We start from the raw sequence: 12,388 nt of genomic DNA, 5'->3' as shown, positions 1-12,388 counted from the left end.
AGAACTCTGACCATATTGCCCGAAGGAACTCGGCACGCCTTGGAATTTCAATTCCCATTATCTGCTCAACACCCTGGCAGTAGGTGGCCCCGTGGATGAAACTGCAAATCCCGCAGATCCGTTCGGATATAAAGACATAATCCTTGAAATCACGCTTCTCGACAAGTTTTTCAAGACCACGGTGAACATACCCGATAGAGGGAATCGCCTCTACCACCCGCTCATCTTCCAATACCAGATCAAGGTGAATCGGCTCAGGAAGGACCGGGTGCTGGGGTCCGAATGGGACGATAATCTGTTTACTCATGCTGCTCCTCCGGTTTCTTTTTCACAACCGGAATCTGCGGATTTCCAAAGGGATGAAGCACACTCGTTCTGATAAATGTCCCCTTGTAATCTATCGCAATGCCGGTGAAGTGAATGCCAAAGAGATCTGCAATCTCGTTTTCATAGACGAATGACCCACTATAAATACGGGAGATGCTGGGGATCGGATCTTCATGGGTTGCACAAACCCGAATGTGCCTCAGGATCAGATCCGTGTCAAAGGAATAGGTGATCTCAAAGCCTTCTCCTCCTGCAGCACAACTGATCTGCACCAGCCGGTACCCGTCGTCGTGGAAAGCATGAACCCGGTGAATGAGATCGAGGACTGCAATGGTCTCTATTGTCTGATCAGGCTGTTTCATGCCGCCCCCTCCGTTCCAGCTTTCATCGCACGTCGTTTCTGTTCAAGGATACCAAGTGCCTGAACAATTCCATCAATGATTGATTCAGGACGTGCAGCACATCCGGGCACATAGACATCCACAGGTATGACCGTTGCAACACCCCCGGAGATATTATAACACTCTCTGAACACACCACCGGAACATGCACAGATACCCACGGCTACCACAACCTTCGGATGAGGCATCTGTTCATAGATATTCCGCACAACCTCCTTGTTTATCTCATTGACACCGCCCGTGATGACAAAAATATCCGCATGTTTTGGGTTTCCGGTATTGAGGATACCAAACCGCTCAACATCATACAGCGGTGTCAGACAGGCCAGTACCTCAATATCACAACCATTACAGCTTGAGGCATCATAGTGAATTATCCAGGGTGATTTCTGTAGGTATGACATGATTCTCACATGATTGAAAGGGCAAAGATGTTTCCTGCTCCAGCGACAAGGGTTACAAACCATGCACTCGTCATGGCATCCTGCCATCGTATTCTTGATGTGCAGTTATCAACCAGTATCTCCAGGATCATGATAACGGCAATCGCACCTGCACACAGAATCAGATTTGCTCCAAAGAATAACCAGATAAACCCAAGCATGACCACCAGTTCATACATGTGGGCCAGTTCGACCATAGCCAGGGTCCATCCTGAAAACTCCGTGGTACTTCCCTTCACCAGCTCCTGATGTGCATGGTGGGAGGTTGCAAGATCAAACGGTGATTTCCTCAGTTTAAACGTCAGTATATAGATAAATCCAAGGAACACTCCTGGCAGGAGGAGAATGGGCATACCAGAGTGCTGTGCCATATCACCGACGAGGAATGACCCGTTCACCTGATACAGACCGATTGCGGCGATAATGATCATGGGCTCGACTGCCATCAGCTGAATAAGCTCCCGTTCTGCCCCGATATGAGCATACGGTGAGTATGACACATACGCACCAAGCACCAGAAAGACATGCCCGAGGGTGAAGGCGAAAATGACCAGTAAGATGTCCCCTCCGACAAAGAAGAGTGCTCCGGTGAATATGATAAAGATGAGGTAACAGAAGATAAAGAAGCTCTGTGCTCCCCAGACTGCCACCTGTCTCTTCTGGAATAATTTTCTGATATCATACCAGGGCTGCAGAACCGGTGGCCCGACTCTCCCCTGCATCCGTGCAGTCAGTATCCGGTCAAGTCCGGTGATGAGAATACCGACAATTGGTGCAAGAATGATAAACAACGCTGCTGCAATAAATGGATCCGGCGGTATCACAGGCCACCTCCAATCACAAAAATATTGAGAAGCAGAACAATCAGGAAGATACCAATCCCGACACTGATGCGGGAGAGGCGCTCTTCACCAAACATCCGGTCAAGGTAGTAGTTCGAGAGAGCAATCTCCCGGTTCATGCCACAGCTTCCGGTAAAAACTGATGGCCGGCTTTCCGGAATACCACACAGATATCGGGGAACTCTTCGTGCCGAATGGGTAAACCGGGCAAGAGAAAACGGCATAATAAGCACAAGAAAGAGCATCATAAACATGATCTCGATATTGCTGAGCGATATAAGATCGGTCACCGACGTATACATGGTATAAAGCCATGGTTCTATGAGGTACCATGAGATGATGGGAAACCCGAAACAGACTCCTATGGTCAGTACTGAAAGAATATTAAGTATTGATCGTTCTGATCGGGGGATACGGGTTTCATCTCCCCGGTGTGGTTCTCCGACTGCGATGAGTTTTCCCATCCATTTTGCCCAGAAGAATGCGGTGATACCACTGCCATAGGCGATGATAATCACCAACAGAATACCATAGGGAGGAACAGATTCAACAAACGCATGCAGAGACGCCCATTTTGATATGAGCATTCCGAACGGGGCAAGGAACATGCCGGCAATTCCAATCAGGATCATCATGGTTACTTTTGGCATCCTGGTTACGAGGCCGGTCATATCCTCAATATCCCTGCTGTGGATTTGATGCTCGACTGTCCCGACCGAGAGGAAGAGGAGCGATTTTGCGATTGCATGGAAGACAATCAGGAGAATTGCTGCCCAGAGTGCCTCTGCGGTACCGACCCCGCAGCATGCAACAATAAGCCCCAGATTTGCAATGGTTGAATATGCAAGGACTTTTTTTGCATTACTCTGTGATATTGCGATGGCAGATGCGGCAAGAAATGTAATCCCTCCGATAAGGGCGATCAGAATGCCGACGATCTGTCCCTCAAAGACTGGTGCAAACCGTGCAATAATATAAACTCCGGCTTTTACCATGGTGCTTGAGTGAAGGAGTGCTGAAACCGGGGTTGGTGCAACCATCGCTCCAACAAGCCATGAGGAAAAGGGAAACTGGGCTGATTTTGCAAGTCCGGCAATAGCAATGAGACCGGCCGGGATAAGAGCAATCCCAGGGCCAGCGGCAACCAGTTCATGAAGGCCGATATACCGGGATCCCTGGCTAAGAAGGATGGCCAGGAATGCAACCGGAATACATACCCCTCCGGCGAGGTTAAAAAGAAGTGCCCTGAATGCATTTTTTATGGCTTCATCAGTCTCCGGGTATCTGATGAGCAGGAATGAACAGAGTGTGGTGATCTCCCAGAAGAAGAAAAGCCAGAGGAGATTGTTTGAGAAGACCACCCCAAACATGGCCGAAAGGAAGAGAAACATGATTCCAAAGAACCGGGGCCTTCTGTCCGGACGGTCCGGGTGCTCTGCATGATACTCCCTCATGTATCCCAAGGCATATACACAGATGAGGCCGCCAATGACTCCGATGATCGCAGCCATGATTCCGGAGAGTTGGTCTGAGAATAACTCCGGTATGCGGGCGTGATCTGCAAGTGCCAGCCATTCCACGACACACAGGAGAATAAGCTGAAGTATAGTGATACCAGTCACAAGGTACTGCCGTGCTTTCGTGCTGACGAATATAATAAATCCGCTGATAATAATATCGCCGATAAAAATGAGTACACCAATCAGATCAACCGGGACTGAATGATATACTGCCTGGGTGGTGATACTATCCGCGAGGGTGATAAGAGAGGCAATCCCAATCAGGACTGCTCCACATATGACTGCTGCTCTTCTGAAATTCTCGCCCTGAATGAGTGTCAAAAGGCCAGCCATCAGAAGAGGAAAGAGTATCAGGAAGATGAGCAGTTCCATGCATTACGTTTGAGACCCTGGATATTTATCATTATTTATCATGACAGTTGGGAGGAACCATGATGAATACGACAGTAATTTATGTGTTGTTATTTATGTCCGGGTCATTATTATTCATTATTCGTGATTTGTCGATTGAGTTTTGCTCCATTGAGTAAAATACGTCTCTTTCAATGGCAAGCACTCTCATATCACATGTTTGTTTCTCATAGCTGCAAATTACGCCCTCGCTTTCGGAAAAAAAGAATTTATGAACACATGTCAATAAAAATCCGATCACGCAGAAGAAATGGACGTTGATTATTGACGTATTTTCGATGATCTGCAAATATATTGTTTTTATATAGGGTCGCTATGAGAGGGTCCGATAAAGGCAAGGCATACCATGGGGAAAGGGATGAAAAGGGAATAGCGTTGCTCTATTGAAATGTCGATCATAATCAGAATTGGCAGGGTTACCATAAATGATATCACTCACACTTCCCATCTGACAAAAGCCGGCTTCCGGTATGGAATGGTATACGGTCGCAGTGCCGGGTATCCAATCAGAAGAGCAGTCTGTGGCAGAGTATCCAAAGGAAGATCCATGGCAGCCAGAACCTCTGGTGACCGCTCTGCTGCCAGTCTGATTAGCCCTGCCCAGCAGGTTCCGAGGTGGAATACCGGTGCAATGAGATCAAGATAACTGGTAGCAATGATAGCGTCGGTTGCAGCGGTGTATCCTTCTGGTCTGGCATAGGTAATGAGAAGATGGGGTGCCCCATGTGTTATCAGATCCCTTCCTTTTTTCCATTCATGCGTGATATAAGGAAAAGAAGATCCGATTACGAACTCCTGAAGTCTTTGCTCATCTATTATCCGGCTCATCCAGGAGATGATGGTGGATCCAATTGTTCGGACATCTTCGGTTTCATATATAACTTGCCATGAAACAGTCTGTAGGTTCATCGCCGAAGGAGCATACCTGACTATGTCAAACAAATTCTCCAGAACTTCGCGGGGAACCTTCTTTTTCTGATACTGCCTGACTGACCGACGGGAGAGGACAAGATCCCGGATGTCCTTTTGAGTGATCATGACCCTATCGGGAAGAGAGGATGTATTCCCTTCATCCCCCTGCATGTGTAGTGCTGATACCGGACAGTATGCCACACAATGCCCGCACCGGTTACAGGGTGGTGCATGGGGCGATATGACCGGAAACCCGGTCTCTTCATTCATGATTATGACAGAAAACATGCATACCGTACTGCATACGCCACAGGAGATGCAGATTCCCTCTTGTATTGATATCGGATGGTCTTTTTCAGGAGATGTTTTCATAATCGGCCTTCATTACTGGTTATACCTGACATGTATTACCTGTCCTGGTTATGGGTTTTATACCTCTTGCGTGAAGTGATGGCTTTATATGCAGTATCATGTCTGACTGAGTGCTAACGGCACACTGCCTGGGTCGGTAGTTTCGTATTGAAAACTGGTGATTGGACAGCTGCACCGGTCAGGAGAACGAGGATGTTGCACATGATGCCCTTTCATACGGAGCGGATTATTGCCTGACCGATTGTATCGACCTGAAACTAGAGCATACACGGCTGATTCATGTGATAAACCGCCTTGTTGAAGCCCGAAAATCCAGGCGGGCATTACAGGAGAGTATTGCGCACCTATCACGCAGAATTCGTCGCTGGTCTTGGTCTCTTTGCATATCCTCTTTCATCAGGCAAAATATCAGCATCCCCTGGTGCACGGGCGATATTTGTATACCGAGACATGATGAAGGAAACAGCCCATGACCCACATCTGGCTGGCATTATCCAGAATAATATGCAATGCACTGAGACGATGAAGTCTCATATTGAGTTTACCAGGACATATGAAGGTCTTGGTCTGCATGAGCCACAATGGCAGGACCTTGCCGGATGCATTCACGAAATACATCTGCCTGAATCAGTCAGTCTGATCCTGGATATTCCAGATATCTCTCTCTATGCTGATCCGATGCTGCAAAAGGTATTTTAAATCTTTTTGACAATTCAGTCCGGCATGGAGGGATGGTCACTTCCATTCGTATCTATGCAGAGATATCTGGTGAGGATCTGTTCATTACGATTGCTGATGACGGGGTGGGTATCTCCCCGGAAAATGAGGAAAAGATTTTTGAACGTGGGTTTGGAAAAAATACCGGGCTTGGATTATTTCTTGTCAGGGAGATCCTATCATTTACCGGCATGTCTATCCATGAGTAAGGTCAGGAAGGGCACGGCGCCGTATTTGAGATTCGTGTTTCAAAAAGTGGATGGAGGATAAGTGAATATATCACACCGGCTGCATAATCATCGGTATGATTTATTCAGAGAAGCTTCGTTTCTTCGGTCGGTTTAGGAACCTTCACAACCAGGACTCTGAAGACATTCTGACTCTCATTTATCCACCGGTGTGGAATTCGTGCCGGGCTCTCCACCAGGTTGTCTTTCGTCACTTCTGCCCGCTCATCTCCGATTTCAACGATTCCTGTTCCTTCGAGGACGTAAAAGAAGACATCAACCGGGGTGATGTGTTTTTTCAATGATTCTCCAGGCTGAAGGGTTATGACCACAGCCATTGCATGGGGAGAGTCGTAAATCTTTCTGGCATCCACGTGGTGGGGATTGGGGCCTGATACAACCTGTGCTACGTCGGTAATGATCATAGTTACACCTTTTCCAGTTCAATGTATGATGGCTCTCTCAATAAGTGCTCTTCAAACTCGGCATGTCAGAGACCCGGATAATGGATAACATGTACTGGAATTATCCGCAACTCAACCCGTATTGGCATATCAAAATGTGAATTGAGTGCCTGATACAAACCTAAAGGAGAGGGTATCTCTCCGGTCCCCATAATATGGAGCGTGAGGTTCTGTTTTCGCAGGTCAAATCTGGATATCTCATATCCGGATCCTGAGAGCCATGTTTTTGTAATATCCTGCGCCTCCTTTTGGTAATATGCATGTTCCAGTGTCTCATACCCGGATATGAAGAGTGGTACTGATATCAGGATGACACAGATGACTGCTATTGTAAATGCCTGTTTGCGTTTTTTTTCGCGGTCATGATCCATCCACCACGGATTTATTCCTGAGATCCAGAAGACTGCCCCTCCCGATACCAGAATGGCAAAAAAGTTCGTAAGAAACAGAAGGAATGCACCAGATGCATCTCCCCACTGGAACTTTGAGATTGAAATCCCGACAACACTCAGCGGGGGAAGAAGTGAAATGGCGATCGCAACCCCGGAAAGTGAATCACTAATCTCTTCTCTGCTTACGGCATACGCTCCTGCTGCTCCTGATGCAAGGGCAACATAGAGGGCAAACATGTCTGGTGCCGTTCGTAAGACGATCTCCGGATTCCCCTGAAAATCAATTGCAAGGGGTGAGATACTGAATGTCAGAAGAGCAGCCAGGATGATAACAGTGGCGGTGCTGACAATGACCAGGATCATCGACCTTCCGGCACGATTGGTATCACCAAGCACTATGGAAAGTGTCGTAGCCATAATCGGTGTCATCAGTGGTGCGATGATCATAGCCCCAATCACGGTGGCAGTCGATCCGGCAATCACTCCATACGTTGATATAATGGTGGCAAGGGTCAGGAGGACACCATAATTGATCATAGCACTTCCTGCACACTCCCCCTCAAAGCAGAGTTTCTTCTGCAATACCGGAAGATATGCCTGATCAAATGTGCTACTAATCAGCAGTTTTTTAAGCATACCCATTGGATGATAGGTTTTCTCCCATTATCATCCCTTTGGTACGGGAGACTATAGCCGGGAAAAAAGAGGACTGGTATTATTCTTTTGTATATGATGCCATATACCAGGAATATACCATATCAAAATAATGTTTGATGTCATCTTTTCCTTCAAGACCGACAGGACCGATGTAAACGAGTGGAATATATGCTTTATCACGGTTATAGGTCTCCGTGAACTCCTTAAACCGGTCCATATGAGCCCCTTCTTCAAGACTAACCTGCTCAAGTATGGTGTCTGGATGCTCTTTCAGGTAGGTCTTCCAGAAGTCCTGGGTCGCACTACAGGATCCGCACTGCGGGTCGTAAAAATAGATAATGACCGGTTCCTGAAATGCGGGTGCCGGTGTCTTAAGGTACGTAATCAGGCCTTCCTCATCCAGTTCAGTTCCGTTTATGGTAAAAATGGTAGCCGAAACAGGAGAAGAGAAGAGTGCAAGGCCAAGGAGGATGATGCCGGTAATAAGTATTGAGCAAGTCTTTCCATTCATAATCTGCATAAAGTACCTCGTAAGCGCTTGGTAATGTACGATTTCTGGCATCTGAAATTTGAAGGGGCAAGGATATATATCTTTTTCATATTCCAGGTTTTTCTCTGGAATCGAAAAAAGGTGAAGATTTACTCTGTGACAGAGGGCTGGTTAGACAGGTCTGCAGATATTTTATCGATCGTATGGAGGATATATGCAAGAACAAAGAGAAGAAGACCGTTTACCACAATGATCTCTGCATTCAGCATACCTGGCATGATACCTGGCATAAGCATTGATATACCAAATGCGATTGAGACAAGATTTAAAATCGTCAGAGTAATATTCAGTTTTTTTAGTATCGGGAATTGTGGGACCGGTGCTGCAGGAGGGTTTTTCATTGCTGCAAGAACCGGCAAAAATCGGCCGGTAAGCAGAATTACACCCCCCAGAATATTCAGCAATCCGAGTAGTATCTGAAGCAGCCCGGTCAGTAATCCGGGGACAATGCAGGACACCACCCCAAGGGTCGCAAAGATCATTCCGAATATGGTCATTATCCAGGTTCTTTTAAATGCTCCGAGGGGGGTTTCCCCAAGGGCCATCATCTGGATTGAAAAGATGACCAGAAGCATTCCCAGAAGGCCGTCCTGAGAGAAGGCTATCATGCCAAGGTTTACGAGAATAAGAATAATTCCTAAAAGCGTCAGGAGCACCGCAACCATAAGAAGAATGGAAAGAGAGAGGGAGAGTGATGTCTCCTCAAGCAGCTGCCATACCCCGTTCATCTGTTTTTGATCAGTACCTGATTTCATGCCCTCCTGGTGAGATAACGGTATTTCTCGTCTGACCTTCTGAACACAATATGCCAGATAAAAAAAGCTCAACGCAAACAGAATGAGAATTACGGCTGTCTGTTGATCCGTGGTAATCCCTGGGAAAAGTGTAATCAGGCCACATATGCATGCGATAATATATATCAACCCGCAGGCAAGGATCAGATGCTGGAGTACCCCTGATACCTTTCTCCATGTCCATGCCTTGTCTTCTCTGATAAAAAGTTGCAGGAAAAGGGCTATACCACCGAAAAGCAGCCCTCCTCCGACGATAAGTCTGACTGGATCAGAAAGATAACCCGGGACAAAAGCAGCAGCCATTCCTAGAATTCCAACGATAATACCGACAAGTACGAGAAGCCAGGACCGTTTGAGATCACCAAAAGGCGTCTTTCCCATCGTGATAATCTGAAATGCCATAAGCAATACAAATAATCCGTATGTGCTATCCGGTGCGTATGGAAGGACGCCAGTGTGGATCTGAAAGAGCAGAAATCCGAAAATAAGCATGAATATCCCGAAAATGAGCAGGATAACAACCTCTATAGTAAGATCTGATTCTCCGGTCAGTTTCAGATGTTCTTTTTTGGGATGCTTGTCTTCGTCAATCATTCAGCATTTTTCCTCTAGTAAAATAATAGCACATTACATAAGAAAAATTATCCTGTTATACCTATTCAGCCACCTGGCCCTCCTTTGACCGATAAGAAAACCGGTCTGCCTCATTTCCTATCATATACAGTCATTTCCGTTTTATCATCAGGTATGGCCAAAACATACTCACTGCTTACCGGTATGAGTTTTTGTAGCATGCTTCTTTGTATCAGCGGGCCTAAAATGTCATGAAAAACGAATTATTCATCCTCCTCAATATCCGGGCGTGCTCATGGATGTCTCAGTCGGAATAAGGAAGTTCATGGAATACCTGGTTTATGAAAGGGTTCCTGTGTTATTCTTCTCAAAACCAGAAGCACTTTATTATCTCTGTAAAAACGGTATACGATGTTCTCTGCTGTGGCCGAATCCCGCGTCCTGAAAGCTTTGGGACTTGTTTTTGGAGATATCGGGACCAGTCCTATCTATACCATCGGAATCATTCTTCTTGCTCTTGTTCCGAATGAGGAAAATATCTTCGGAATTATTTCGTTAATTTTCTGGAGTTTATTTCTCATCATCACCGTTCAGTATGTTTGGATTGCGATGCACGTGGGAACAAAAGGTGAGGGTGGAACCATTGTTTTAAAGGAAGTTCTGACAGACCTCTTGAAAAACAGCCCGTTGGTTCCCTATATCTCACTCCTGGCAATAGTCGGAGTATGCCTGTTCATGGGTGATGGTGTCATTACTCCGGCCATTAGTATCCTCTCAGCCGTAGAAGGCATTCGGCTGGTCCCCGGGCTTGAAGAAACGAGTGGGACCGTTCTCCTTCTTATTGCAGCTACCATAGCTATCTGTTTATTTTCCTTTCAAAGGAGGGGAACAGATAGTATTTCCTGGGCATTCGGGCCGGTTATGGCAATATGGTTCTTTTCTCTGTCCATTACCGGTCTTATAAGTCTGGTTTCGGCACCCCATATTCTGCTTGCATTAAGCCCGCATTATGCACTTGGGTTTTTACTTGAAAATGGTCTTACGTCTCTCATCGTCCTGTCTGCCATTGTATTATGTATCACCGGGGGTGAGGCACTCTATGCCGATATGGGACATCTTGGTCGTGAACCAATCGTCAAAGGCTGGTATTTTGTATTCCCTGCCCTTATGCTGAGTTACCTGGGTCAGGGGGCATTTGTTCTGGAACATGGATCGACAGGCACTGTCCTCTTCTCCATGGTTTCCTCCATAATAGGCCCACTCTATATTCCGTTTCTCCTCCTCAGTATCTGTGCAACCATTATCGCCTCCCAGGCGATGATCAGCGGGATGTTCTCAATCGTTTATCAGGCCATGACGACCCGGATCATACCCAAAATGAAGATAGATTATACATCTTCAGCACTCCGTTCACAGATTTATATTGATACGGTTAACTGGCTTCTTCTGATGGCTGTTCTTCTGGTTATGGCTGCATTTCAGTCATCTGAAAACCTGGGTGCAGCTTATGGTCTTGCCGTGGCAGGAGATATGTCAATATCGGCTTTTATGCTGCTCTTGATATTCGTGATAAAGAGGGATTTTTTAAAAACCGGAATCCTCTGTGCACTCCTTGGAATAAACCTGACATTCTTCATAGCATGTCTGACAAAGCTGCCACACGGTGCTTACTGGTCATTCCTCCTTGCGTTCATTCCCTTTGTTATCATTATGATCTTTATCCAGGGTCAGCAAAAGCTCCGCTCAATATTCCAGCCGATTCCGTACGAGGAGTTTATCGATAAATACCATCAGTTATACCGGGAATCCTGCAAAATATCCGGTGCTGCCCTGTATTTCACATCAGATATCAGATCGATATCACCGTATATCGGGCAGATCTTCTTTCAGAATAATATCATTTACAAACAGAATATTCTGGTATCAGTCAGGATCAAGGGATACCCGTTTGGGGTAACCTCCGACTACCAGGAAGGACTTGCCGAAGGGTTGTCTGCGTTCATTATTGAGGCCGGGTACATGGAGATTGTTGATATCGAAGCTCTGCTCCGGGAACGGGGCATATTTGAGAAGACGATCTTTTATGGCATCGAGAATATTATCAGTGACCGGATGATCTGGAACCTCTTTGGTCTGATGAAAAAGGCATCTCCACCTTTTGTTCAGTTTTACTCTCTCCCGCCGGAGAAGATTCATGGGGTGGTGACCAGGTTTGTTCTGTAAAACCGAAAAAGAAGAACGGACTTTGGTTGAGAACTGGTACGAAATATTTTCAATACCTAAACTTTTTCAATTGTATTTTAACCATCTGATGGTACCATCAGATCTGCATGGCATACCATTAATTGATCAGGAACCGATTACCCTGTTTGAGCCCAGGAGATTCAAAAAAGTGGGTGGATTGTATGGATATAAAAATCCTTATGGTCTGTTTTCTCTGTCTGTTGATTACGGTTTTTTATAGTGCCTGTGCAGAGGTTGCAAGTCCCTATCAGAAGGTGAGCAGTTCAACCATTCCGGTATACCAGCAAGCAACCGATATCCTGGGAACAACCCTGGAGGGGATTGCCGATGGTTATTCAACCATATAGCAGAATCGGATGGAAGATCGCCATAAACGGCATTGATGAGTCAAAAGAAGATATGAAGACCGAATGCGGATGGGGGTATATTACCGGCTATGATAGTTCAACAGGAATCTTATTTGGAATGGGTCAGATGTATGCGATTTCTCCCGGAAGTTCCGCCGGGAGTCCGGTCGTGCATTCTCTCGGTGATGCATCGTT

At 46.2% G+C, this 12,388-nt stretch carries 15 protein-coding genes; 5 read left to right on the top strand and 10 right to left on the bottom strand.

What is annotated here, in order from left to right; genetic code table 11:
- The 6 genes from PLA23_RS04905 to PLA23_RS04880 all read right to left on the bottom strand — a co-directional run.
- Positions 1-307, bottom strand: a 307-nt coding sequence (locus tag PLA23_RS04905) for a nickel-dependent hydrogenase large subunit (RefSeq protein WP_324474231.1), incomplete at its 3' end; no start/stop codon positions are given.
- Positions 300-689, bottom strand: coding sequence for an NADH-quinone oxidoreductase subunit C (locus tag PLA23_RS04900; RefSeq protein ID WP_324331901.1), 390 nt, complete (start codon positions 687-689; stop codon positions 300-302). The genes PLA23_RS04900 and PLA23_RS04905, both read right to left, overlap by 8 nt.
- Positions 686-1,132, bottom strand: coding sequence for an NADH-quinone oxidoreductase subunit B family protein (locus tag PLA23_RS04895; protein WP_324331900.1), 447 nt, complete (start codon positions 1,130-1,132; stop codon positions 686-688). Before PLA23_RS04895 ends, PLA23_RS04900 begins: the two co-directional genes overlap by 4 nt.
- Positions 1,133-1,137: 5 nt before the next feature.
- On the bottom strand, positions 1,138-1,992 hold the full coding sequence (locus tag PLA23_RS04890) for a respiratory chain complex I subunit 1 family protein (RefSeq protein ID WP_324474233.1): 855 nt from the start codon (positions 1,990-1,992) through the stop codon (positions 1,138-1,140).
- Positions 1,992-3,905, bottom strand: a complete 1,914-nt coding sequence (locus tag PLA23_RS04885; RefSeq protein ID WP_324474229.1) for an NADH-quinone oxidoreductase subunit 5 family protein — start codon at positions 3,903-3,905, stop codon at positions 1,992-1,994. Before PLA23_RS04885 ends, PLA23_RS04890 begins: the two co-directional genes overlap by 1 nt.
- A gap of 474 nt (positions 3,906-4,379) precedes the next feature.
- Positions 4,380-5,228 carry a nitroreductase family protein gene (locus tag PLA23_RS04880; protein WP_324474227.1) on the bottom strand — a complete coding sequence of 283 codons (849 nt, stop codon included), beginning with the start codon at positions 5,226-5,228 and terminating at the stop codon, positions 4,380-4,382.
- A gap of 336 nt (positions 5,229-5,564) precedes the next feature.
- Between PLA23_RS04880 and PLA23_RS04875 the strand changes: the two genes are divergently transcribed.
- Positions 5,565-5,927, top strand: a complete 363-nt coding sequence (locus tag PLA23_RS04875) for a hypothetical protein (protein WP_324474225.1) — start codon at positions 5,565-5,567, stop codon at positions 5,925-5,927.
- Between the two features lie 32 nt (positions 5,928-5,959).
- Entirely contained in the window at positions 5,960-6,154 is a 195-nt protein-coding gene (locus PLA23_RS04870; RefSeq protein WP_324329618.1) for an ATP-binding protein, read from the top strand.
- Between the two features lie 104 nt (positions 6,155-6,258).
- Here the strand turns inward: PLA23_RS04870 and PLA23_RS04865 are convergent, their stop codons facing one another.
- The 4 genes from PLA23_RS04865 to PLA23_RS04850 all read right to left on the bottom strand — a co-directional run bounded on the left by PLA23_RS04865 (position 6,259) and on the right by PLA23_RS04850 (position 9,623).
- The gene (locus PLA23_RS04865) at positions 6,259-6,597 is read right to left on the bottom strand and encodes a cupin domain-containing protein (protein ID WP_324329617.1); all 339 of its coding nucleotides are present in this window, start codon (positions 6,595-6,597) and stop codon (positions 6,259-6,261) included.
- A 65-nt stretch (positions 6,598-6,662) separates the two neighbouring features.
- On the bottom strand, positions 6,663-7,664 hold the full coding sequence (locus PLA23_RS04860) for a TIGR00341 family protein (RefSeq protein ID WP_324329614.1): 1,002 nt from the start codon (positions 7,662-7,664) through the stop codon (positions 6,663-6,665).
- Positions 7,665-7,743: 79 nt separating this feature from the next.
- Complete coding sequence (locus tag PLA23_RS04855) at positions 7,744-8,196, bottom strand: hypothetical protein (protein WP_324474223.1); 453 nt, start codon at positions 8,194-8,196, stop codon at positions 7,744-7,746.
- A gap of 128 nt (positions 8,197-8,324) precedes the next feature.
- A complete protein-coding gene (locus PLA23_RS04850) occupies positions 8,325-9,623 on the bottom strand; it encodes a hypothetical protein (RefSeq protein ID WP_324474221.1) in 1,299 nt (432 codons plus the stop codon).
- A 390-nt stretch (positions 9,624-10,013) separates the two neighbouring features.
- Here PLA23_RS04850 and PLA23_RS04845 point away from each other — a divergent pair, with 390 nt between their 5' ends.
- The 3 genes from PLA23_RS04845 to PLA23_RS04835 all read left to right on the top strand — a co-directional run.
- Positions 10,014-11,825 (top strand): KUP/HAK/KT family potassium transporter, encoded by a 1,812-nt coding sequence (locus tag PLA23_RS04845; protein WP_324474219.1) that lies wholly within the window; start codon positions 10,014-10,016, stop codon positions 11,823-11,825.
- 182 nt (positions 11,826-12,007) lie between these two features.
- Positions 12,008-12,193, top strand: coding sequence for a hypothetical protein (locus PLA23_RS04840; RefSeq protein WP_324329609.1), 186 nt, complete (start codon positions 12,008-12,010; stop codon positions 12,191-12,193).
- A partial coding sequence (locus tag PLA23_RS04835) for a hypothetical protein (protein WP_324474217.1) occupies positions 12,174-12,388 on the top strand: 215 nt, incomplete at its 3' end. The genes PLA23_RS04840 and PLA23_RS04835, both read left to right, overlap by 20 nt.

It is taken from the genome of Methanospirillum sp., assembly GCF_035406105.1.
Taxonomy (GTDB): domain Archaea; phylum Halobacteriota; class Methanomicrobia; order Methanomicrobiales; family Methanospirillaceae; genus Methanospirillum.
Note: the sequence above shows the minus strand (reverse complement) of the source record. Positions and strands in the feature narration are given on the sequence as shown.

Coding starts and splice junctions, on each gene's coding strand:
- PLA23_RS04850 (WP_324474221.1), bottom strand. CDS start 9,623: ATGATTGACGAAGACAAGCATCCCAAAAAAGAACATCTGAAACTGACC.
- PLA23_RS04865 (WP_324329617.1), bottom strand. CDS start 6,597: ATGATCATTACCGACGTAGCACAGGTTGTATCAGGCCCCAATCCCCAC.
- PLA23_RS04860 (WP_324329614.1), bottom strand. CDS start 7,664: ATGCTTAAAAAACTGCTGATTAGTAGCACATTTGATCAGGCATATCTT.
- PLA23_RS04870 (WP_324329618.1), top strand. CDS start 5,960: ATGGTCACTTCCATTCGTATCTATGCAGAGATATCTGGTGAGGATCTG.
- PLA23_RS04855 (WP_324474223.1), bottom strand. CDS start 8,196: ATGAATGGAAAGACTTGCTCAATACTTATTACCGGCATCATCCTCCTT.
- PLA23_RS04880 (WP_324474227.1), bottom strand. CDS start 5,228: ATGAAAACATCTCCTGAAAAAGACCATCCGATATCAATACAAGAGGGA.
- PLA23_RS04840 (WP_324329609.1), top strand. CDS start 12,008: ATGGATATAAAAATCCTTATGGTCTGTTTTCTCTGTCTGTTGATTACG.
- PLA23_RS04895 (WP_324331900.1), bottom strand. CDS start 1,132: ATGTCATACCTACAGAAATCACCCTGGATAATTCACTATGATGCCTCA.
- PLA23_RS04900 (WP_324331901.1), bottom strand. CDS start 689: ATGAAACAGCCTGATCAGACAATAGAGACCATTGCAGTCCTCGATCTC.
- PLA23_RS04885 (WP_324474229.1), bottom strand. CDS start 3,905: ATGGAACTGCTCATCTTCCTGATACTCTTTCCTCTTCTGATGGCTGGC.
- PLA23_RS04845 (WP_324474219.1), top strand. CDS start 10,014: ATGTTCTCTGCTGTGGCCGAATCCCGCGTCCTGAAAGCTTTGGGACTT.